Raw genomic sequence first — 22,107 nt, forward strand, 5'->3', positions numbered from 1 at the left:
CATGCTCGCCTTCATCGCAAAGCGGATCGTCAACTACATCGTCCTGACGATCGTGGCGACCACGCTCGGGTACATCCTCGCCAGCACGACGCTCAACCCGGCCGCCCGGTTCCTGGGGCGCAACCCGGCCGTGCCGCCGGGCACCATCCAGGCGTCGCTCCGCAAGCTCGGCGCCGATCCGGACACCCCGCTCCTCGTCCGCACCTGGGACTGGTGGGTCGGTCTGGTGACGCACGGCTCGCTCGGCATGAGCACCCGCGGCACCGAGGTGACGGCCGACATCATCGCCCGCTCCGGCACGAGCCTGCGGCTGCTCGTGATCGGCACACTGCTCGGCGCGATCCTCGGGGTGCTGCTCGGCGTCTGGAACGCGGTCCGGCAGTACCGCACGTCCGACCAGGTGTCGACCTACCTGTCGTTCGCGGTGCTCGCCACCCCGACCTTCGTCATCGCGGTCGTGCTGATGATCCTCGCGACCACGCTCAACCAGGGCGTCGGGACGCAGGTGATCCGGTTCACCGGCGAGTACACACCGGGGGTGACCGGGTTCTTCCCGGTGCTCGGCGACCGGCTCGGGCACCTGCTGTTACCGACGATCTCGCTCACCATCGGCGCCGTCGCCACGTACTCGCGCTACCAGCGCTCGGCGATGCTCGACGTGCTGTCGAACGACTTCATCCGCACCGCACGGTCGAAGGGCCGCACCCGCGGGTCGGCGATCATGCGCCACGGTGTGCGGGTCGCCCTCATCCCGATGTCGACCTTCTTCGCGTACTCGTTCGGACTCATCCTGACCGGCGCGAGCATCACCGAGCTGGTCTTCAGCTGGCACGGCATGGGCGAGTACTTCGTCCAGAGCATCAGCAACAACGACATCAACGCGGCGTCGGGCACGATCCTCTTCACGGCGATCCTCGTGCTCATCGCAGGGACCCTCGCGGACCTGCTGTACGCCGCGCTCGACCCGCGAGTGAGGGTGTGACCCGTGTCTGTTCTCGACCCCACGACCACGACCACCGCCGGTGACCCCGGCGACGGCAACGCCGGTACGCCGGCGCACGTCATCGAGGTGAAGGGCGGCCGCACCCCGCTCTGGCGCAAGGTGTTCGGCACCTGGCGCGCGCGCATCGGCGGCAGCGCCCTGCTCCTCATCATCCTCTGGGCGTTCCTCGGCCCGTACCTGTACCACTGGAACGCCGTCGACTCGGACGGACTGGCGTTCGGCATGCCGCCGAGCGCCGCGCACTGGTTCGGCACGAACGACATCGGCCAGGACATCTACGCGCAGACCCTGGTCGGCCTGCAGAAGTCGCTGCTCATCGGCCTGATCGCCGGTCCGGCAGCGACCCTGATCGCCGGCATCGTCGGCGCGATCGCCGGGTACTTCGGCGGCGTCACCGACCGGCTGCTCGTGTGGGTCATCGACCTGCTGCTCGTGATCCCGTCGTTCTACGCGCTCGTGCTGCTCAGCCCGGTGTTCAAGAACCTGACGTGGGTGGCCCTCATCGTCGGCCTCGCGGTGTTCAGCTGGATGGTGATGGCCCGGGTGATCCGCGGTCAGACGATGTCCCTGCGCGAACGCGACTACGTCAAGGCCGCCCGGTTCATGGGTGTCCCGGCGTTCACGATCATCCGGCGGCACATCCTGCCGAACGTGGCGTCGCTGCTCATCATCGACGCCACGCTCGGCGTCGGTGCCGCGATCCTGGCGGAGAGCTCGCTGAGCTTCTTCGGTTTCGGCATCCAGATCCCCGACGTCTCGCTCGGTACCCTGCTCGCCGCCGGCAGCCAGTCCGCCGTCACCCGCCCGTGGCTCTTCGTCCTGCCCGCCGCGACGCTCGTCGCGACCGTGCTCTCGACCAGCCTGCTCGGCGACGCCCTGCGCGACGCCATCGACCCCACCTCCGGAGCCAACCGTGACTGAGCCGCTGCTCACCGTGTCCGACCTGTCGGTCACGTTCAACCCGAAGACCAAGCCCGTCTACGCGGTCCGGGGTGTCGACTACTCGGTGGCTCCCGGCGAGTTCCTCGGCATCGTCGGCGAGTCGGGTTCCGGCAAGTCGGTGTCCTCGATGGCCGTGATGGGGCTGTTGCCGTCGTCCGCCCAGGTGCAGGGCAGCATCCGGTTCGACGGACAGGAGCTCGTCGGCAGGAACGACCGCGAGATGTCGGCGCTGCGCGGTCGTGACATCGCGATGGTGTTCCAGGACCCGCTGTCCGCCCTGACGCCGGTGTACACGATCGGCCAGCAGATCATCGAGGGCCTGCGCCTGCACGACCGCTCCCTCACCCAGCACGCCGCACGCACCCGCGCCGAGGAACTCCTGCGCATCGTCGGCATCCCGAACCCGGCTCGACGACTCGACGCGTTCCCGCACGAGTTCTCCGGCGGCATGCGCCAGCGCGCGATGATCGCCATCGCCATCGCGAACGACCCGAAGCTGATCATCGCGGACGAGCCCACCACGGCGCTCGACGTGACGATCCAGGCGCAGATCCTCGACGTGCTGCAGACCGCCAAGGACATGACCGGTGCGGCCGTCGTGCTCATCACCCACGACCTCGGCGTCGTCGCCGGCAACGCCGACCGCGTCGCCGTGATGTACGCCGGCCGGATCGTCGAGACGGCGCCGGTGCTCCCCCTGTTCCGCGAGCCGGTGATGCCGTACACGATCGGGCTGCTCCGCTCGATGCCGAACATGACGTCCGCCCGCACCGAGCGACTCGTCCCGCTCGACGGCCGCCCGCCCCTGCTCACGCAGAAGCCGACAGGCTGCCCGTTCGCCGACCGCTGCCCCGCCGTCATCGACGCCTGCCGCGACGGCGAACCCGCCCTCGTCGCACCGTCGGTGCCGCAGAGCGCCGACAACCCGGTCCTGACCGGTGCCGTCACGACGATCGGCAACGGAACCCTGCTCGACGACCACACCGCCGCGTGCATCCGTCGCGACGAGATCGCCGCGGGCACCCTCGAGCGCTCGGAGATCTTCCCCCGCCCCGAGGACGTCCCCGAGGCGGCCGTCGACCACGGCGACGACGTCGTGCTCGAGCTGCAGGACGTGGTCAAGACGTTCCCGCTCACCAAGGGTGCGCTGTTCCGCAGGCAGATCGGCGAGGTGCACGCCGTCGACGGCATCTCCCTGACGCTCAAGCGCGGGCAGGTGCTCGGTCTGGTCGGCGAGTCCGGCTGCGGCAAGACGACCACCATCATGGAGATCCTCGAGCTCGCCGGGGCCCAGCACGGCACCATCCGGGTGAACGGCGTCGACACCGCCTCGCTGTCCAAGAAGGACCGTCTGGCACTGCGCCGTGACATCCAGGTCGTGTTCCAGGACCCGATGGCGTCGATCGACCCCCGGCTCGACATCGGCTCGGTGATCGGTGAACCCCTCACCGTGCACGGCGTCGCGAAGGACGAGATCCGCCGGCGGGTGCGCGAGGTGCTCGAGCTGGTCGGGCTCGAGCCGAGCTACATCGACCGGTACCCGCACGAGTTCTCGGGCGGCCAGCGGCAGCGCATCGGCATCGCTCGTGCGCTCATCGTCGAGCCGAAGATCCTGGTGCTCGACGAGCCGGTCTCCGCGCTCGACGTGTCGGTGCAGGCCGGTGTGATCAACCTGCTCGAGGACCTCAAGCACCGCCTCGGGCTGTCGTACCTGTTCGTGGCGCACGACCTGTCCGTGGTCCGGCACATCGCCGACGACGTCGCGGTCATGTACCTCGGCCGAATCGTCGAGTACGGCGATGGCGACGCGGTGTTCTCGGACCCCCAGCACCCGTACACCCGGGCCCTGCTGTCGGCCGTGCCGGTGCCGGACCCCATGGCCGAGGCCGCCCGCGGGCGCATCCTGCTCGACGGCGACCTGCCCTCCCCCACGGAACGCATCGACGGGTGCCGGTTCCGCACGCGCTGCCCGCTCTACCAGCTCCTCGACGAGGGCCGCCAGGAGCAGTGCCGCACGATCGACCCGGGTCTCGAGCCCGTGCACGGCCGCGGTGTCGCCTGCATCCAGACCGACCAGGAGCACCTGCTCACCGAGCGGGTCGGCGCGGTCGTCTGACGACGCTGGTCACGTCGTGGACGTGACCAGCAGACGGACGGGAGGCCCGGAGCACGTCGTGCGCCGGGCCTCCCGTCCGTCCTGTGGTCGCGATCGCGAGCCGCGTCAGGCTCCCAGCCACAGGCTGAGCAGCGAAGCGGCGAGCAGCACCAGCGCGGCTGCGCCGACCGTCAGGGCCGGCACGTCCCAGCCGCGCACGGCGTCGCCGGCACCGGCGCGCTCGCGGTGCTCGGACCAGCGGTCGAGCAGCACGGTCATCTCGTCGGGCTGTCGCAGGACCGCCCGCTCACCCCGCCGGGCCGGCTTCGGCCGTGGCAGCGACGGGCCGCCCCAGCACTGGACCTTCCGGCCGGCGACCGTCTCGATCACGATCTGCCAGCGGAGCCGGACGTCGGCGACGGCCTGCCACGGCACCACGGTGCGGCGGAGCGGGTTCACCACGGTGACCGCGCGCTCGTCGATGACGATGCACGGGCGGTAGGTCAGGACCCAGAGCGCCCAGACGAGCACGGCGATCGGGCCGGCGGCGCGGAGGACGACGTCCCAGCTCCCCCGGAACGCCGCATCGCCGAGCAGGAACAGGCCCAGGACGGCGACGAGGCCGGACGCCACCGCGCCCCCGCGACCAGCGCGGAGGACGACGGGGCGTCCGGCCTCGTTCGTGTCCAGGTGGATCAGCGTCCGAACTCGAACCCGGCGCCGGGGATGGCGGCCAGGAGGTCCTTCGTGTACTGCTCCTTCGGGGCGGCGAAGACCTCGTCGGTCGTCGCCTTCTCGACGATCTGCCCACGGCGCATGACGCAGACGTTGTCCGCGACGAGGCGGACGACCGCGAGGTCGTGCGTGATGAACAGGTACGTCAGGCCGAGCTCGGTCTGCAGCTCGGTGAGCAGGTCGAGGATCTGGCCCTGCACGAGCACGTCGAGCGCGGAGACGGCCTCGTCGAGGACGATGACCTCCGGCTTGAGCGCCAGCGCACGAGCGACGGCGATGCGCTGTCGCTGGCCGCCGGACAGCTCGTTCGGGTAGCGGTTCACCATCGACTTCGGCAGCGCGACCTGGTCGAGCAGCTCGAGCACCCGGGCGCGACGCGAGGCCTTGTCGCCCACCTTGTGCGTGGCGAGCGGCTCGGCGATCGTGTTCCCGACGTTGTACATCGGGTCCAGGGAGCCGTACGGGTCCTGGAACACCGGCTGCACGCGGCGGCGGAAGTCGAAGAGGTCCTTGCCCTTCAGCGCGCCGATGTCGGTGCCGTCGAACTGCACGGTGCCGCTCGTGATGCTCTCGAGCTGCAGGACGAGCTTCGCGACGGTCGACTTGCCCGAACCGGACTCGCCGACGAGCGCCGTGGTGGTGCCCTTCTGGATCGAGAACGACACGTCGTCGACGGCCTTGAGCTCGCGGGTGGCGAGGCTCTTGCCGCGCAGCTTGTAGACCTTCTCGAGGTTCTTCACCACGATGAGGTCCTCGGCCGGACGGTGCTCGCGTTCCTGGGCCCGGGCGATCAGCTCGGCGTCGTCGTTGCCGGCGTCGGAGATGTCGACCCGCTGGTGCTGCACCTTCGACTGGATGCGACGGCTGGCCAGCGACGGGGCCGCCGCGACGAGACGCTGCGTGTACGGGTGCTGCGGGTTGGCCAGGATCTCCTTCGAGGGACCGGCCTCGACGACCTGGCCCTTGTACATCACGACGAGCTTCTCGGCGCGCTCGGCGGCGAGCCCGAGGTCGTGCGTGATGAACAGCACCGAGGTGCCGAAGTCGCGGGTCAGGCTCTCGAGGTGGTCGAGGATGACGCGCTGGACGGTGACGTCGAGCGCACTCGTCGGCTCGTCGGCGATGAGCAGCTGCGGGCGGCTCGACAGACCGATGCCGATGAGCACGCGCTGGCGCATGCCGCCGGAGAACTCGTGCGGGTACTGCTTCAGGCGGGTCGACGCGTCGCCGAGACCGGCTTCCTGCAGGACCTCGACGGCACGGTCACGGACGGCCTTCTTGCCGGTCGCCATGCCGTTCGCGCGGATCGCCTCTTCGACCTGGAAGCCGATCGACCACAGCGGGTTGAGGTTCGACATCGGGTCCTGGGGGACGTAGCCGATCTCCTTCCCGCGGATCTCCGACATCTCCTTGTCGCTCAGCCCGACGAGCTCACGCCCGTTGAACTTGATCGAACCGCCGGTGACCTCACCGGTACCGGGGAGCAGCTTGATGATCGCCTGGGCGCTCGTCGACTTGCCCGAACCGGACTCGCCGACGATGGCCAGGCGCTCGCCCTGCTCGAGGGTGAGGTTGACGCCGCGGACGGCCTGCACGAGGCCGCTCTGCGTCTTGAAGCCGACCTGCAGGTCGGTGATCTCGAGCAGCGGCGCGCCGGAGCCCCCGGTGCGGCTGCTGTTCGTCTGGGTCAGCGTCTCGCTCATCGGCGGGCCCTCGCCTTCGGGTCGAGCGCGTCGCGCACCACGTCACCGAGGAGCAGGAACGCGAGCACGGTGATGGACAGGGCAGCCGACGGCCAGAAGATCGTCGACGGGTTCGTGCGGATCGACGTCTGGGCGGTGCCGATGTCGAGGCCCCAGCTCAGGGCCGACGGCGGCAGACCGATGCCGAGGAACGACAGCGTGGCTTCGGCGACGATGAACGTGCCGAGCGACACGGTCGCGACCACGATGACCGGAGCCAGCGAGTTCGGGATGACGTGGCGCAGGAGCGTCCGGAACCGGCTGACGCCCAGGGCCGCCGACGCCATGACGTAGTCGGCCTGCTTGGCGCTCAGCACGGCGCCACGCATGATGCGGGCGATCTGCGGCCACGCGAACGCCGCGAGGACGAGCGCGACGGTGATCGCGTTCCGCGCCGGGATCACCGACATGATCACGATCGCACCGAGGACGGTGGGGATCGAGAAGAAGATGTCACCGATGCGGGACACGATCGTGTCGAGCCAGCCGCCGTAGAAGCCGGCCAGGGAACCGATCACGATGCCGACGATCGACACCAGGATCGTCGCGACGATGCCGACGATGAGCGAGTTCTGGGCACCCCAGATCACGCGGGCGTAGACGTCCGAGCCCTGACGGGTGAAGCCGAGGATGTGCCCGGCCTCGGGTCCGCCGTCGCTGTTGTCCAGGTTCGACGCCCTCGGGTCGACGTGGGCGAAGAGCCCCGGGAAGACCGCGACGACGATGATCAGCAGGATCAGGACCGAGGAGATCCAGAACGTCGGGCGGGTCCGCATCGACTCCCAGGCGTCGGTCCACAGGGAACGGGTCTTCTCGTCCTCGTTGACCTGGTCGACCGCCTGCAGGGGGGTTTCTTCGAGCGGGGCGACGTAGTGCGTCGCCGAGCGGGGTGCGGCGTTACTTGGCATAGCGGATCCTCGGGTCCAGGACGGCGTAGAGCAGGTCCACCAGGAGGTTGGCGAGCATGAAGATGATGACCATCACGGCGACGAAGGAGACCACCGTCGGGCCCTCGCCGAGCTTGACGGCACGGAACACCGTGCCGCCGACACCGTTGATGTTGAAGATGCCCTCGGTGACGATCGCGCCGACCATCAGGTTGCCGATGTCGACGCCCAGGTAGGTCACCACGGGGATGAGCGAGTTCCGGAAGATGTGCACGCCGACGACACGACGACGGGGCAGGCCCTTGGCCGTGGCGGTGCGCACGAAGTCGGCGCTCATGTTCTCGGCGACGCTGGCCCGGGTCAGACGCACGATGTACGCGAACGACACCGACGCGAGCACGATCGCCGGCAGGACGAGTTCGCTCCAAGGGGCCTCGCCCGAGACGGTGACCCGGAACAGTCCGAGCTTGATGCCGAAGACGTACTGCAGCACGAACCCGACGACGAAGGTCGGCACCGAGATGAGCAGGAGCGACACGACGAGCGCCGTGGCGTCGAACAGCTTGCCCTTGCGCAGACCCGCGATGACGCCGACGACGATGCCGGCGACGGCCTCGAACACGAGCGCGAGGATCGCCAGGCGCGCGGTGATCGGGAAGGCCGACGCGAGCTGCTGGCTGACCGGCAGACCGGAGTAGGTCACGCCGAGGTCGCCGCGGAACACGCCGCCGATCCAGAGCAGGTACTGCACGATGAACGGCTTGTCGAGGTTGTACTGCTGACGCAGCGTCTCGATGACCTGCGGCGACGGCTGCCGGTCGCCGAACAGCGCGGCGATCGGGTCGCCGGGCAGCGAGAAGACCAGGAAGTAGATGAGGAACGTGGCCCCGAAGAACACGGGGATGAGTTGCAGGAGGCGCTTGCCGAGGTACCAGAGCATCAGATCACTGCCCGGTCCGGAGCGATGTCGATCAGGTTCATTGTGGTGAGGGGTGGACGGTCCGAGGGTCGGCACGGATGTCCGGTGCGGGAGGGCGCCCGCTGTGTGGGGGTGTTGTCACCGTGGTACGGGGGTCGCGAGGCAGGATACCTGCTCGCGCCTTGGTCTCGAGGAGACCGGTGTTACTTCTTGACCTCGATGTCGTAGTACAGCGGCACCGAGTTCCAGCCGAACTTGACGTTCGACACGTTGTCCGCGTTCCAGACACCGGTCACGTTGGAGTACCAGAGCGGGATCTCGGGCAGGTCCTGGAACAGGAGTTCCTGTGCCTGGTCGAAGGACTTGTTGCCCTCTTCGACCGTCGCAGCCGAACGGCCCTTGGCGAGCAGCTCGTTGTACTCCTTGGAGTCGTACCGCGAGTAGTTGTTCGACGAGCCCTCACCCATGGTCGGGCCGAGGAAGTTGTACAGCGACGGGTAGTCGGCCTGCCAACCGGTGCGGCTGCCGCCCGTGAGCTTGTCGTTCGTCTGGAGGTCCAGGGCTTCCTGGAACGTCGGGATCGCGTTGCCCTCGGCCTTGATGCCGAGCGTGTTCGAGATCGAGTTCGTGACCGCGGTCACCCAGGCCTCGTGTCCACCATCGGCGTTGTACGTGATGGTGAGCGTGTCGTCGTACTTCGAGATCTTGTCGGCCTCGGCCCAGAGCTTCTTGGCCTCGGACTCGTTGTAGTCCAGGACGTCCGAACCCTCGAGGTCGTCGTTCCAGCCGGCGATCACCGGGGAGGTGAAGTCCTTGGCCGGGGTGCGGGTGCCGTCGAAGATCTTGTCGGTGATCTGCTTGCGGTTGATCGCCATCGAGACGGCCTCGCGACGCAGCTTGCCCTCTTCACCCTTCCAGTGGTCGAGGTAGTAGGGCAGGTAGATCGCCTGGAAGATCGCGGCGGCCTGGTTGACGTTCGAGTCCGGGAAGTCGGACTTGTAGGTCTTGAACGCGCTGTCCGGCACGGCGTCGAGGACGTCGAGGTTGCCACCCTGGGCGTCGGAGTACGCGGTGTCCTGCGAGGCGTAGATCGTGATCGTGAGACCACCGTTCTTCGGCTTGCGCTTGCCCTCGTAGTCCTTGTTGGCGACGAGCTTGATGGACTGGTTGTGCGTCCAGGCCTTCTTGCCGTCGAGCTTGTACGGACCGTTGCCGATCGGGTTCTCACCGAACGCCTTGGTGTCGTCGTAGAACGCCGACGGGAGCGGCACGAACGCCGAGTAGCCGAGCGACAGCGGGAAGTCGGACTGCGCCGACTTCAGCGTGACGGTGAACTCGTCGTCGTCCACGACCTTGAGGCCGGTGAGCTCGGAGTCCTTGTCGGCGTCGTAGCCCTCGATGTTCTCGAAGAAGTAGCTGGCGCCCTGGGCGTTCGACTTCTGGGCTGCCCAGTTCCACGCCTTGGTGAACGACTCGGCCGTGACCTTCTCGCCGTTGGTGAAGGTGTAGTTCGTGTTGAGCGTGATGTCGAAGGTCTTCGAGTCATCGGTCTTGATGCTCTTCGCGACCTCGTTGACCGGCTTGCCGTCGGCGTCGTACGAGACGAGGCCTTCGAAGAGCGAGTCGATGATCTTGCCGCCACCGGTCTCGGTGGTGTTCGACGGGATCAGCGGGTTCTGCGGCTCGCTGCCGTTCGTGGTGACGATCCCGGACGCGTTCGCCGAGCCCGAGTCACCGCCGTTCGACGAGCTGTTGCTGGAGCAGGCGGTCAGGGCGAGTGCTGTGGCCCCGAGCACGGCGAGGGCTGAGAGCCCGGCGCGCTTCTTGATCAAGGTTCCTCCTGGTGCATGGGACGCGCAAGGGCACAGCGGTGTCACCCGGGCGCGTTTGACCTTTGCAGCGTAGGCAAGGTGAACAGCGGCGTCCAAACCCAGGGGCGAACGGTTACACGCCGGTAACCAAGTTGCACGATCCTTGCGAGAAGATGCAACATTCGCGCGCGTGCCGGTGAAGGGTGCGTTTTTGTTGCATCCGCATGAAATCCATTGCACTCCGTCACACTTCTGTGCAAGTCGGGCGACGGGCGAGCATCGCTCAGGGGTACGGCTGAGGGGGCGCGTCGAGCGGTCAGGACCCGCCGTGGGTGGCGCGCCGAGTGGTCACGAACTGTCGGTGGGAGCGGGTCCGGACGACGGTTCGTGACCGCTCGGCGGAACTGAGCGGGGTGTCGTGACCGCCCGGCCGGACGCCCGGACGCCCGGACCCGAGGACGCCCGGACGCGACCGTGCCCCGCCCGGCGGACCGGACGGGGCACGAGGCGCTCGGCGACCGAGCGGGCAGCGACGACGGGACGTCGGCGCCGGTCGGATCAGGCGAACGCCTCGATCGGCGGGCAGGCGCACACCAGGTTGCGGTCCCCGTACGCCTGGTCGATGCGACGCACCGGCGGCCAGTACTTCCGGCCGCTGATGCCCGGCAGCGGGTAGACGGCCTGCTCGCGGGTGTAGGCGTGCGCCCACTCCCCCGAGATCACCGACGAAGCGGTGTGCGGCGCGTGCACCAGCGGGTTGTCGTCCGCCGGCCACTCCCCGCGCTCCACCGCTGCGGCCTCGGCCCGGATCGCGAGCATGGCGTCGACGAAGCGGTCGAGCTCGGCGAGGTCCTCGCTCTCGGTCGGCTCGACCATGAGCGTGCCCGCCACCGGGAACGACATCGTCGGCGCGTGGAACCCGTAGTCGACCAGGCGCTTCGCGACGTCGTCGACCGTGATGCCGGTGGTGTCGCGCAGCGGGCGGAGGTCGAGGATGCACTCGTGCGCGACCAGTCCGTCGTCGCCCGTGTAGAGCACGGGGAAGGCGTCACGCAGACGAGCCGCGATGTAGTTCGCCCCGAGGACCGCGGCCTCGGTCGCACGGGTGAGGCCCTCGAGCCCCATCATCCGGACGTACGTCCACGTGATGGGCAGGATGCTCGGGCTGCCGTACGGAGCAGCACTGACCGGGCCGCCGGCGTGCGCCAGGCGGTCGTCCGCCTCGGCGACGGTCGCACCGGAGCGTCGGTCGGCCTGCTGCGCGAACGGGTGCCCGGGCAGGAACGGTGCCAGGTGCGCCTTCGCGGCGACGGGTCCCACGCCGGGGCCGCCACCTCCGTGGGGGATGCAGAAGGTCTTGTGCAGGTTGAGGTGCGACACGTCGCCGCCGAAGTCACCGAAGCGGGCGTGGCCGAGCAGCGCGTTGAGGTTCGCACCGTCGACGTAGACCTGGCCGCCGGCGTCGTGCACGGCGTCGCAGATCTCGCGGATGTCGTGCTCGTAGACGCCGTGCGTGGACGGGTACGTGATCATCAGGGCCGCGAGGGTGTCGGCGTGGGCGACGACGCGGGCGCGGAGGTCCTCGAGGTCGACGTTGCCGTTCTCGTCGCAGGCCACGACGACGACCTTCATGCCGGCGAGCACCGCGGACGCCGCGTTCGTGCCGTGGGCGCTCGACGGGATCAGGCAGACCGTGCGCTCGCTGTCGCCGTTGGCCTGGTGGTACCCGCGGATGGCCAGCAGGCCGGCGAGTTCGCCCTGGCTGCCGGCGTTCGGCTGCAGGGAGACGGTGTCGTAGCCGGTGACCTCGGCGAGCCACGACTCGAGGTCGCCGATCATGTCGACGTACCCCTCGACGTCCTCGCGCGGTGCGAACGGGTGGATGTTCGCGAACTCCGGCCAGGTCACGGCGGCCATCTCGGTCGCCGCGTTGAGCTTCATCGTGCAGCTGCCGAGCGGGATCATGCCGCGGTCGAGCGCGTAGTCCTTGTCGGACAGGTGCTTGAGGTACCGCATCATGCGGGTCTCGCTGCGGTGTGCGCTGAACACGGGGTGCGTCAGGTAGTCGCTCTCACGCTGCAGGGCGGCCGGGAGGCCCGTGGCCGCGTCGCGCACGGCGGTCTCGGTCGCGGGGACGGTGACGTCCACCGCCCCGAGCACGCCCGCCAGCGCCACGACGTCGTCGGGCGTGGTCGTCTCGTCGACGGACAGCTGGAACGTGTCGGCGTCCACGACGTGCAGCAGGTAGCCGGCGTCCTGCGCTGCCGCGACGATCGCCCCGGCGCGACCGACGGCCCGCAGGGTGAGCGTGTCGAAGAAGGCGTCGTGCACGACCTCGACCCCGGCGTCACGCGCCACGGCGGCGAGTGCACCGGTGGTCCGGGCGACCCGTCCGGCGATGAACCGCAGGCCCTCGGGCCCGTGGTAGACCGCGTACATCGAGGCCATCACGGCGAGCAGGACCTGCGCGGTGCAGATGTTGCTCGTCGCCTTCTCGCGGCGGATGTGCTGCTCGCGGGTCTGCAGGCTGAGGCGGTAGGCCATCTGGCCGTCGGCGTCGAAGGACACCCCGACCAGGCGACCGGGGAGCTGGCGCTCGAGGCCGGCGCGCACCGCGAGGTAGCCGGCGTGCGGGCCACCGAAGCCGAGCGGGACGCCGAAGCGCTGGCTCGTCCCGACGGCCACGTCGGCACCCAGGTCGCCGGGGCTGGCGAGCAGGGTCATCGCGAGCAGGTCGGCCGCGACGACGGCGATGCCGCCACCGGCGTGGACCCGCTCGATGACGTACGACGGGTCGACGATGCGGCCCGAGGCGCCCGGGTACTGCAGGATGACGCCGAACGCACCGTCGAGCTGGTCGTCGCTCGGGCCGTCGGCAGCGTCGAACGCGCGCAGCGTGATGCCCACGGCGTCGGCACGGTGGTCGAGCAGCGCACGGGTCTGCGGCAGCAGGTCGGCGTCGACGAGGAACGCGTCACCCTTGACCTTGGACGCGCGGCGGGCGAGGAGCATGCCCTCGACCACGGCGGTGCCCTCGTCGAGCATCGAGGCGCCGGCGGTGGCCATGCCGGTCAGGTCGGACACCATCGTCTGGAAGTTGATGAGTGCTTCGAGGCGGCCCTGCGAGATCTCCGGCTGGTAGGGCGTGTACGCCGTGTACCAGCTCGGGTTCTCGAGCACGTTCCGCTGGATCACCGCGGGCGTGTGGGTGCCGTGGTAGCCCAGGCCGATCATGGCGCGGCGGACGGTGTTGCGGCCGGCCTTGGCGCGGAGCTCGGCGAGCGCCTCGGTCTCGCCGACGGCAGCCGGGATCACCGAGTCGGCGACGGGGCCGACGTGGATGGACTCCGGGATCGCCGCACGGACCAGGGCGTCGAGCGACGGCTGCCCGACGACGTCGAGCATGGCCTGCTGGTCGGCCGGGGTGGTGCCGATGTGGCGGTCGGCGAAGGACGTCTGGAGGTTCTCGAACGCGGTCATGCGATGGAGGCCCGGTACGCGTCGTGGTCCATCAGGTCCTCGGGGAACGAGGTGCCGTCGACCTTGATCTTCACGAGCCAGCCGGCACCGAACGGGTCCTGGTTGACGGTGTCGGGGGTGTCGACGACGGCGTCGTTGACCTCGACGACCTCGCCCTCGATCGGGGCGAAGAGCTCGCCGACGCTCTTGGTCGACTCGATCTCGCCGATCTGCGCACCGGCGGTGGTGGCGGTGCCGACGGCGGGGAGCTCGACGTAGACGACGTCACCGAGCTGCTCGGCGGCGTGGTCGGTGATGCCGACGGTGACGGTGTCGCCCTCGACGAGCAGCCACTCGTGGTCGGCCGTGTACTGGAGTGCGGTCTGGTCGGTCATGGGGTCAGCCTTTCGAGGCGCGGCGGTAGAAGGGGAACGCGGAGACCGTGCTGGGGACGGCAGTCCCGCGGACGTCGATGTGGAGGACCTGTGCCCCGTCCGACACGGCGGCGAGCGCGGCCGGGTCGACGAAGGCCATCGCGACCGGGTGGCCGAGCGTCGGCGAGAGCGCGCCCGAGGTCACGGTGCCGACGACCGTACCGTCGAGCACGACGTCGTAGCCGGCTCGGGGAGCACGGCGGCCCTCGGTCACCAGGCCGACGAGCACGCGGGCGTCCGCGGACGGGGTGACGCCGGCCACACCGACGAAGTCGCCGTCCTTGGCGACGACACGGCCGAGGCCCGCCTGGGCCGGGCGGACGTCGGTGCCGAGCTCGTGCCCGTACAGGGGCATACCGGCCTCGAGCCGCAGGGTGTCGCGTGCGGCGAGGCCTGCGGGGACGACCCCGCGGTCGGCGCCGGCCTCGAGCAGGGCGTCCCAGAGCACCGGGGCGGTGTCCGGGTCGGTGTAGACCTCGAAGCCGTCCTCGCCGGTGTACCCGGTGCGCGCGACGAGCACGTCGGCACCGTCGAACAGCGCGTGCAGCACCCGGTAGTAGCCGAGTTCGTCGAGCGGGGTCTCCGGCTGCAGGCGGTCGGCGACCACGAGGGCGTCGAGCGTGCCGGCCGCCGCAGGGCCCTGCACGGCGACGAGGGCCGTGGTGTCGGAGTCGTCGGAGACCTCGATGTCGAACCCGTCGGCCCGTGCGGTGAGCGCGCTGACGGCGACATCGCGGTTGGAGGCGTTCGCGACGACGAGGAAGACGTCGTCGTCGGTCCGGTACACGACGAGGTCGTCGAGGATCCCGCCGTCCTCGGCGAGCAGCAGCGAGTACTTGGCGCGGCCGATCGGCATCGCGCCGAAGGACCCGGCGAGCGCGTGGTCGAGGAAGGCGACGGCGTCGGTGCCGGTCACCCCGATCTCGGCCATGTGCGACAGGTCGAAGACCCCGGCGGCCTCGCGCACGGCGTGGTGCTCGGCGAGGTCCGACGAGTAGCGCACGGGCATGCGGTACCCGGCGAAGTCGGTGAAGGTCGCACCGGCGGCTTCGTGCACGGCTTCGAGCGGCGACGAACGCTGACCCGGCGTGGGCAGTGGGGACGGACTCATGGCGGAGTTCTCCTGGCATCGGCAGGGCCCGGCGACGATCGCCGGGTGGAACTCCCCCTCTGTCATGGGCCTGAGAGTTTCACCGCGGCCCGTGAGGTCCGGCGGCTTTCACCGTGGGCGAGACGACCGAGCGTCTGCTTTTCAGAGTGGCCTGTCCGCTGCGGTGTGGGACCTGAGAGATTGACGGGGGGATTGCTCCTTCGGTGCCGTGCGTGCGCCCGAGGGCACGACGTACCCGGAGGTACGTGCACGGCGTCTCCCGCGACGGATGAGCGGCCGGTGTGTTCAGTTGTCCGCCCAGAGCATACCGAGACCGCGTTACGAGCGTGTGTCGTGGCCCGGCCTTCGACATCTCGTAGAATGCGGGGATGGCCGGACAACGATCGCGCCCCCGCGGGCAGCTGGAGCAGGCGGTGCTCGACGCACTCCGCTCCGCCGACGCAGGTCTCACCGCACGCCAGGTGCTCGACGCGTTCCCGGAGCCCCGCCCCGCGCTGACGACCGTCCTCACCGTACTCGACCGGCTCGGCCGCAAGGGCCAGGTGGAACGGGAACAACACGACGACGCTCCCCTGACGTTCCGCGCCGTGCACAGTCGCGACGAGCAGACCGCGTCGCTGATGTCGAGCGCGCTCGCCGCGTCCTCCGACCGCGAGGCCGCACTGCTGCAGTTCACCGGCTCGCTCGCCTCGGACGACCTCGAGGCCCTGCGCCGCGCCCTCGACGCCCGCGCCCGCTCCTGACCGGCTGCGCACCGTGGTCGTCGCCGGCATCGCGCTCATCGTCCTCGCACTCGCGGTGGTGGTGTTCGCACCCCGGGTCCTGACCCGCTCAGCCTGGACGATCGACCTGCCCCGCACCGCGCTGGTCTGCTGGTCGGTCGCGGTCCTGCTCGGCGTCGTCGGCTTCGTGGTCGGCATCACCCTCGTGGTGCTCGCGGACCGTCCGGTCACCGAGCTGTTCGGCGGGGACGACTCCCCCACACACGGCTTCAACGTCGGCGTCGCGCTGCTCGGGGTCGTCGCGTTCGTCGTCGCGGTCCGGGTGCGCCCCGGCCCGGAACACGAGGCCGTCCGGCAGGCGATGCGTTCCGGCGTCGCCCCGCACCGCGAGATCGACGGCACCCCCGTCGCCGTCGTCGAGGCCGACCACGCACTGGCGTGCGCCGTCCCGGGGCGCAGCGGTGGCGTCCTCGTCAGCACCGGCTTGGCAGACCGGTTGCGCACCGACGAACTGGAGGCCGTGGTCGCCCACGAACGCGCCCACCTGACCCAGCACCACGCGGCTGCGGTCGCGGTCGCCGAATCGATCGAACGTGCGGTCCCGTGGGTGCCCGGTGCGCGCGCCATGGCGCGGTCGACGCGTGTGCTCGTGGAGTTCGCCGCGGACGACGCGGCGGCCCGTCGCGTCGGACGCGACGCCCTGCGCCGGGCGGTGCTGGTGGCGGACGGGAGCAGCGCGCTCGGCGCGATCCGTGCCTCCAGGCTGTCCTGAACGGGACGATCCGAGACTGCGCCGTCGCCCACACGGCTGTCGTGACGCACCACGTGTCGGGGGCGAGGCATATGGTGATCGGACCGTGAAGCCTTTGACCGAAGCCGACATCCGATCGTCGTTCGTGAACGCCACCCCCGACGAACTCGCACAGCTGCCCATCCCGGGCCTGCACGAGACACTCTGGGACGAACGCGAGTTCCTGGGCTGGCGCGACCCGCAGGCCGCCCGCCGCGGGTACATCGTGTCCTGGATCGACGAGCGCCCCGTGGGCATCGTCGTCCGGTCCGCCGGTGGCTCGCTGCGCCCCGGCATCGCCGCGATGTGCTCGTTCTGCCACTCGCCGCAGCCCGCGACCCAGGTCCGGCTGTTCTCCGCCGCGCGCGCCGGCGAGTCCGGGCGCAACGGCAACACGATCGGCACCTACATCTGCGAAGACCTCGGGTGCCCGATGCTGATCCGCACCGCGCCCCCGCACCTGAACCCGCCGGCGACCATCGCGATGCGTGGTGCCTCCCTGCTGCAGCGCGTGCAGAACTTCACCGCGGACATCACCAAGACGGCGTGAGCCGGTTCGGCACCGCCCGCTGGGCCGTGGTCGAGGAACTCGGCGACGGCCGGTGGCGGCTGACCCTGCGGGACGAGGCCGACGACGAACTCGGCGCGTTCGGCCTGGGCGTCGAGGGGCCGTGGGACCCCGACGTCGAGCCGCACGTCGGGTTCGTGCTGGTCCAGCTCGGCTTGACGCTGCGCGGCGCTCGGCCGTGGCGCATCGACGAACTCGGTGACCACCGGGCGCCCGTCCTGTCGCTCGGCTGAGCGAGGATGCCCGATGGGCGTCCGCTCGCGCAGCCGGTCCGCTCGGTCAGTCCGGGGCGACGAAGTTGCGCAGGATCTCGCGGTCGTCGTCGGCGCGCATCGCCCAGGCGAGCTCGCTGCGGTGGTCGCTGCCCTCGAGGGGCAGGAGCGCCACGGTGTCGGGTGCGGCGAGCGCGGCACTCTCCGGCACCACCGTGACACCGAGGCCCACCCCGACCAGGTGGAGCACGGTCGCCCAGGTCGTGGCCTCCTGCACGACGACGGGACGGCGGCCACCGGCGGTGACCGGTGCGAGGTTGCGCTCGGTCGCCAGGGCCCCCGCGACCGCCGGGAAGAAGACGAACGGCTCGTCGACCAGTTCGGTGCCGCGGATGCGACCCCGATCCGCCAACCGGTGGCCGCGCGGGACAGCGGCGACGAAGGCCTCGGAACGGAACGGCAGCAGCCGCACGGCGGGGTCCGGGTCGGCATCGCGGACGACGGCGAGGTCGAGTTCGCCGCGGACGATCCGGGCGAGCAGGGTCGACGAGTACCCCTCGGTCAGTTCCACCCGGACCAGCGGGTAGCGCTTCCGGAACGCCTGCACGCGTTCGATCGGACCGAGGGGCAGCGCGGAGACGACGAACCCGACGTCGAGCCGACCGACCTCGCCCCGACCGACCCGCTCCGTCTCGTCGAGGTCCCGTCGCACCTGCCCGAGCAGCGATCGCGCACGCCCCTGCAGCACCCGGCCGGCTGCGGTCAGGGCCACACTGCGGCTGGTCCGGACGAACAGGTCGACCCCGAGCGCGCGTTCGGTCCGCCGGATCTGCTGGGACAGCGCGGGCTGGGCGATCCGCAGCTGCTCGGCAGCACGGCCGAAGTGCAGCTCGTCGGCGACGGCCAGGAACGCCCGCAGCTGCCGGAGGTCGACGTCCGGTTCGCGATCCATGCACACAGCGTATCGATCAGCGCGAACGAGTATTGGACGTGACTGCATCGCCGCCAGAGGATGGTTGCATGCCCGAAGCGACCTCCACCGTCACCATCGCCGACCTCGCCACCGCCGCGGACGCCGAGGCGTTCCGCACGCTCAACGAGGCGTGGATCACCCGGTACTTCACCCTCGAGGACGAGGACCGCGTGTTCCTCTCCGATCCCGTCGGCCGCGTCGTGGAGCGGGGCGGGTCCGTCCTGGTCGCCCGTCTCGACGACCAGGTCGTCGGGTGCATCGGGGTCGTCCCCACCACCTCCGGAGTGTTCGAGCTCGTGAAGATGGCCGTCTCCCCCGACCACCAGGGGCACGGCACCGGGCGGAAGCTCATCACCGCGGCGCTCGACCGGGCACGCGAACTCGGTGCACACCGCATCGACCTGGAGAGCAACGCGCGGCTCGCCAGCGCCGTGCACCTGTACGAGGCGTTCGGCTTCCGGCACCTGCGCGAGGACGAGGTCGCCCCGAGCCCGTACGTCCGGGCCGACGTGCACATGACCCTCGACCTGCAGTGACGTTCGACCTGCGCTGACGGCGGCCCGGTCCCGGTACGCTCGCGGCATGGCGACGTACGAGGTGCAGGCGGTCCGCGAGGCCGGCGCGTGGCAGGTCTTCATCGACGGCTTCATGGTGACCGAGGTGTCCCGGTGGCCGTCCGTCGGGTTCGTGGCCCGCGAGCTCCTCGCGATGGACCGTGACGACGACCTGCGCATCCGCGTCGTCGGCCGCAACCAGTACGTGGCCTGATCCCGGCGGAGCTCGATGACCCGGGCGGTCAGCGAGCAGCGGCGACCAGCTGTTGTGCTCGCTGGTGCGAGACGTGCAGCAGCGGTCCGATCTCACGCACCGTGAGCCCGCACTCGTGCAGGACCAGCGCCGCGGCGGCCGTCTCCTTCGCTGCCTCGACGCGTGCGCGCTCGGACTCCTCGCGGAGCGCGACCGCCCGGTCCAGGTGCGCCTGCGCCGCTTCGGGCATCGCCACCTCGACGACGAGTTCGAAGGACTTCGGATCGCGGTCGTCGTTCATCAGCAAGAGCCAGTCGCGAGCCATCAGCTCGATCTCTCGTTCGCGCTTCGCCTGCGTCCGGATGACGCCGTCGATCCAGATCACCCAGTACTTCTTGCCGCGCTCCGCGCGCACCGTGTGTCGGCTCATCGTCGCCCATCTCCTCGTCGGTCGCAGTCACGGAGGATGCCGCGCGCCGTCATCTCCTCCACCTCTCGGTGCCTCGGAACGACGACCGTGTTCCGACCGAAGCGGAACAGGTCGTGTCTCCCGCCGTGGCGGTGGAACACGAACTCGACGTCGTTCTCGTCAGCCTTCCGAGCGAGCCGGCGGAGCAACTCCGTGCGCTTCACCGTAGCTGGCCAACTGTGACTAGGCAATCCTGCCTATCTCGATTGGACACTGTCGGATCGGATCTCTGCATGCACCGACCGTGGCGGTCCGCGGAGCGCGATCCAGGAGACTCAACGCGATCTGTGAACAGATTTCAGCCAGGGCGAGTTGTGGAGGACGAGCCTTCCAGCCGCGTCGCCGGCACGCGCCGGTCAGGCGCGGGTCAGGAGCAGGTCAGGCGACGTGCCAGACCAGCCCCTCCTGCGCGCTCGACGGGTACGCCGCGGCGATCCGGAACACTGCCTCGCGCAGGGTTTCCGGTGAGCACGCCAGGTTGAGCCGGACGAACCCGCGCCCCTCGGACCCGAACCCCAGCCCGGAGTTGAGCGCGACGTACGCGTGCTCCCGCAGCGGCACCGCGGGGTCGTCGCCGAGGCCGATGCCGCGGAAGTCGAGCCACGCCAGGTACCCGGCGCGCGGCCGCGTGTAGACGACCCCGGGCAGGTGCTCGGCGAGCAGCTTGGCGAGCAGTTGGTCGTTCGCCACGATGCGCGCCACGACGTCGTCGAGCCAGTCCGTCGCCAGGGTGAACGCCGCCAGGTTCGCGTGCAGCCCGAGGATGCTTGTGCGGCAGGCGACCTCCTCCCACAGGGTGTCGAGGAGCGCGGCGGTCCGGGGATCGCCGGCGACGATGACCGAGCACTTCACACCGGCGAGGTTCCACCCCTTGCTCGCCGAGGTCACGCACACGCTGCGGGCTCCGAGCGGCTCGGCGACGGCGGCGAACGGGGTGAACTGCACGCCGGGGTGGGTCAGGGGCGCGTGGATCTCGTCGCTGATGACGAGGACGTCGTACTTCGCGGCCAGTTCGGCGATCGCCACGAGGTCGGCCCGGTCGTGCACGAGTCCGACGGGGTTGTGCGGGTTGCAGAGCAGGAAGACGCCGACCCCGTCGGCGAACGCCCGCTCGAGGCCCTCGAGGTCGAGCCGGTACTGCCCCCACTGCTCGAGCAGCGGGACCTCCTCGACCTGACATCGGGCCTCTTCGACGAGCTCGAAGAACGGCGGGTACACCGGCGGCGTGATCGCGACGCGCCCGCCGTCGGGCAGCGCGAGCCGCAGCGACTCGACGATCCCGACGCTGACGTCGGTGGCCAGGTGGATCCGCGACGGGTCGATCTCCCAGCCCCAGCGGTCCAGCGCGAACTGCGCGAAGGCGGGAGCGAGCGGCCCGGGGCCGTCGAGGTACCCGAGGTCGGACTGCGAGACCCGCTCGATCAGGGCCTGCCGGATCGCCGGCGCGACGTCGTGGTCCATCTCGGCGACGAACAGGGGCAGCACGTCGGGCGCGTACCGCGTCCACTTGATGCTCGTCCGGACCCCGCGGAGCGTGCCGACCGGGTCCTGCTCGTCGCTCGCCATGCGTCCCAGCATGCCCCTGCCAGGAGGCCCGGCGCGACTCCCGACGTCATCCCACGTCGTCTTCGGGTGGGCTCGCGGCCGGGGGCCGCCCCGTCGGCCTACTGTCGGCAGCATGAGCACGAGCACCGCCGACAAGGCCGTCACCCTCAAGCAGCTGCACGAAGCCCCCGAGATCCTGCGCGTCGTGAACGTGTGGGACGCGATCACCGCCAAGGTCGTCAGCGACCTGCCCGGCACGAAGGCGATCGCCACCGCCGGGCACTCGATCGCCGCGTCGTACGGGTACGAGGACGGCGGCATGCCCCTCGAACTCGCCCTGTCCGGGGCGGCGATCGTCGCGGCCGCCACGGACCTGCCGGTCACCGCGGACCTGGACGACGGCTACGAGGACCCCGCCGAGACGATCCGCCGCGCCATCGGCTCGGGCATCGTGGGCGCCAACGTCGAGGACCGGCTGCGTCCCTTCGACGAGGCGGTCGCCCGCGTCGCCGCGATCACCGCTGCGGCACAGGCCGAGGGCGTCGACTTCCAGCTGAACGCCCGCACCGACGCGATCGCCCGCGGCGGCGACCGTCCGATCGACGAGAGCATCGCAGACGCCATCGCACGCGGCAAGGCGTTCCTCGACAACGGCGCCGCGCTCGTCTTCGTGCCCGGCGCGATCGAGCGTTCCGTGGTCGAGCGACTCGTCGCCGGTCTGGGCCGCGGCAAGCTCTCGGTCATCGGCCTGCCCGGTGCCCTGCCCGCCGCGGAGTACGAGGCGCTCGGCGTCGCCCGCATCTCCTACGGCCCGCTCACGCAGCGGGTCGCGCTGCGCGCGCTCCGTGACCTGGCGACCGACCTGTACGCCGACGGCGTCGTGCCGGAGGACACCCCGACCCTGAACTGACGGAGCGGACGGACGGGAGGCCCGGTGCCAGCT

The 22,107-nt window shown here is 70.3% G+C and carries 21 protein-coding genes and 1 riboswitch; of the genes, 10 read left to right on the top strand and 11 right to left on the bottom strand.

Features of this window, described 5'->3' with window-relative positions:
- The first annotated feature begins 1 nt into the window (after position 1).
- The 3 genes from HQQ79_RS16895 to HQQ79_RS16905 are packed head-to-tail and all read left to right on the top strand — an operon-like array spanning position 2 to position 4,061.
- On the top strand, positions 2-982 hold the full coding sequence (locus tag HQQ79_RS16895; RefSeq protein ID WP_027464558.1) for an ABC transporter permease: 981 nt from the start codon (positions 2-4) through the stop codon (positions 980-982).
- 3 nt (positions 983-985) lie between these two features.
- Positions 986-1,924: an ABC transporter permease gene (locus HQQ79_RS16900; protein ID WP_083404166.1), complete on the top strand. Its 939-nt coding sequence runs from the start codon at positions 986-988 to the stop codon at positions 1,922-1,924.
- A complete protein-coding gene (locus tag HQQ79_RS16905; RefSeq protein ID WP_173035794.1) occupies positions 1,917-4,061 on the top strand; it encodes a dipeptide ABC transporter ATP-binding protein in 2,145 nt (714 codons plus the stop codon). The genes HQQ79_RS16900 and HQQ79_RS16905 overlap by 8 nt, the downstream gene beginning before the upstream one ends.
- 105 nt (positions 4,062-4,166) lie before the next feature.
- Here HQQ79_RS16905 and HQQ79_RS16910 read toward each other — a convergent pair whose 3' ends face one another.
- The 8 genes from HQQ79_RS16910 to gcvT all read right to left on the bottom strand — a co-directional run bounded on the left by HQQ79_RS16910 (position 4,167) and on the right by gcvT (position 15,138).
- Positions 4,167-4,673, bottom strand: a complete 507-nt coding sequence (locus HQQ79_RS16910) for a PH domain-containing protein (RefSeq protein ID WP_173035796.1) — start codon at positions 4,671-4,673, stop codon at positions 4,167-4,169.
- Positions 4,674-4,735: 62 nt separating this feature from the next.
- Positions 4,736-6,478 carry an ABC transporter ATP-binding protein gene (locus HQQ79_RS16915; RefSeq protein ID WP_027464555.1) on the bottom strand — a complete coding sequence of 581 codons (1,743 nt, stop codon included), beginning with the start codon at positions 6,476-6,478 and terminating at the stop codon, positions 4,736-4,738.
- Positions 6,475-7,425, bottom strand: a complete 951-nt coding sequence (locus HQQ79_RS16920; RefSeq protein WP_027464554.1) for an ABC transporter permease — start codon at positions 7,423-7,425, stop codon at positions 6,475-6,477. Before HQQ79_RS16920 ends, HQQ79_RS16915 begins: the two co-directional genes overlap by 4 nt.
- Positions 7,415-8,344, bottom strand: a complete 930-nt coding sequence (locus HQQ79_RS16925; protein ID WP_027464553.1) for an ABC transporter permease — start codon at positions 8,342-8,344, stop codon at positions 7,415-7,417. The genes HQQ79_RS16920 and HQQ79_RS16925 overlap by 11 nt, the downstream gene beginning before the upstream one ends.
- Before the next feature lie 182 nt (positions 8,345-8,526).
- Positions 8,527-10,155 carry an ABC transporter substrate-binding protein gene (locus HQQ79_RS16930; RefSeq protein ID WP_173035798.1) on the bottom strand — a complete coding sequence of 543 codons (1,629 nt, stop codon included), beginning with the start codon at positions 10,153-10,155 and terminating at the stop codon, positions 8,527-8,529.
- A gap of 537 nt (positions 10,156-10,692) precedes the next feature.
- Positions 10,693-13,614, bottom strand: coding sequence for an aminomethyl-transferring glycine dehydrogenase (gcvP, locus tag HQQ79_RS16935; protein WP_173035800.1), 2,922 nt, complete (start codon positions 13,612-13,614; stop codon positions 10,693-10,695).
- The gene (gene gcvH, locus HQQ79_RS16940) at positions 13,611-13,988 is read right to left on the bottom strand and encodes a glycine cleavage system protein GcvH (RefSeq protein ID WP_027464550.1); all 378 of its coding nucleotides are present in this window, start codon (positions 13,986-13,988) and stop codon (positions 13,611-13,613) included. Before gcvH ends, gcvP begins: the two co-directional genes overlap by 4 nt.
- 4 nt (positions 13,989-13,992) lie before the next feature.
- Positions 13,993-15,138: a glycine cleavage system aminomethyltransferase GcvT gene (gene gcvT, locus HQQ79_RS16945; protein ID WP_173035802.1), complete on the bottom strand. Its 1,146-nt coding sequence runs from the start codon at positions 15,136-15,138 to the stop codon at positions 13,993-13,995.
- A gap of 151 nt (positions 15,139-15,289) precedes the next feature.
- Positions 15,290-15,410, bottom strand: a riboswitch (glycine riboswitch).
- Positions 15,411-15,506: 96 nt separating this feature from the next.
- On the opposite strand from gcvT, the gene HQQ79_RS16950 reads away from it, so the two are divergent.
- The 4 genes from HQQ79_RS16950 to HQQ79_RS16965 all read left to right on the top strand — a co-directional run bounded on the left by HQQ79_RS16950 (position 15,507) and on the right by HQQ79_RS16965 (position 17,451).
- Complete coding sequence (locus HQQ79_RS16950; RefSeq protein WP_027464548.1) at positions 15,507-15,881, top strand: BlaI/MecI/CopY family transcriptional regulator; 375 nt, start codon at positions 15,507-15,509, stop codon at positions 15,879-15,881.
- Between the two features lie 13 nt (positions 15,882-15,894).
- Entirely contained in the window at positions 15,895-16,632 is a 738-nt protein-coding gene (locus HQQ79_RS19230) for a M48 family metalloprotease (RefSeq protein WP_111056990.1), read from the top strand.
- A gap of 85 nt (positions 16,633-16,717) precedes the next feature.
- Positions 16,718-17,200 (top strand): FBP domain-containing protein, encoded by a 483-nt coding sequence (locus HQQ79_RS16960; RefSeq protein WP_027464546.1) that lies wholly within the window; start codon positions 16,718-16,720, stop codon positions 17,198-17,200.
- Entirely contained in the window at positions 17,197-17,451 is a 255-nt protein-coding gene (locus tag HQQ79_RS16965; protein WP_017887084.1) for a hypothetical protein, read from the top strand. The genes HQQ79_RS16960 and HQQ79_RS16965 overlap by 4 nt, the downstream gene beginning before the upstream one ends.
- A 46-nt stretch (positions 17,452-17,497) precedes the next feature.
- On the opposite strand, the gene HQQ79_RS16970 is transcribed toward HQQ79_RS16965, so the two are convergent.
- Positions 17,498-18,382 (bottom strand): LysR substrate-binding domain-containing protein, encoded by an 885-nt coding sequence (locus HQQ79_RS16970; protein WP_173035804.1) that lies wholly within the window; start codon positions 18,380-18,382, stop codon positions 17,498-17,500.
- 68 nt (positions 18,383-18,450) lie between these two features.
- Here HQQ79_RS16970 and HQQ79_RS16975 point away from each other — a divergent pair, with 68 nt between their 5' ends.
- Together HQQ79_RS16975 and HQQ79_RS16980 are read left to right on the top strand one after the other, a co-directional pair.
- Positions 18,451-18,939, top strand: a complete 489-nt coding sequence (locus tag HQQ79_RS16975) for a GNAT family N-acetyltransferase (protein ID WP_173035807.1) — start codon at positions 18,451-18,453, stop codon at positions 18,937-18,939.
- Between the two features lie 46 nt (positions 18,940-18,985).
- Positions 18,986-19,171 carry a hypothetical protein gene (locus tag HQQ79_RS16980; RefSeq protein WP_017887087.1) on the top strand — a complete coding sequence of 62 codons (186 nt, stop codon included), beginning with the start codon at positions 18,986-18,988 and terminating at the stop codon, positions 19,169-19,171.
- Positions 19,172-19,199: 28 nt separating this feature from the next.
- On the opposite strand, the gene HQQ79_RS16985 is transcribed toward HQQ79_RS16980, so the two are convergent.
- Positions 19,200-19,580: a hypothetical protein gene (locus HQQ79_RS16985; protein WP_173035809.1), complete on the bottom strand. Its 381-nt coding sequence runs from the start codon at positions 19,578-19,580 to the stop codon at positions 19,200-19,202.
- Between the two features lie 417 nt (positions 19,581-19,997).
- On the bottom strand, positions 19,998-21,185 hold the full coding sequence (locus tag HQQ79_RS16995; RefSeq protein ID WP_254066335.1) for a MalY/PatB family protein: 1,188 nt from the start codon (positions 21,183-21,185) through the stop codon (positions 19,998-20,000).
- Positions 21,186-21,297: 112 nt separating this feature from the next.
- Here HQQ79_RS16995 and HQQ79_RS17000 point away from each other — a divergent pair, with 112 nt between their 5' ends.
- Positions 21,298-22,074, top strand: a complete 777-nt coding sequence (locus tag HQQ79_RS17000; protein ID WP_173035813.1) for an isocitrate lyase/phosphoenolpyruvate mutase family protein — start codon at positions 21,298-21,300, stop codon at positions 22,072-22,074.
- Positions 22,075-22,107: the final 33 nt, after the last annotated feature.

It is taken from the genome of Curtobacterium sp. VKM Ac-2852, assembly GCF_013205045.1.
GTDB lineage: Bacteria > Actinomycetota > Actinomycetes > Actinomycetales > Microbacteriaceae > Curtobacterium > Curtobacterium flaccumfaciens.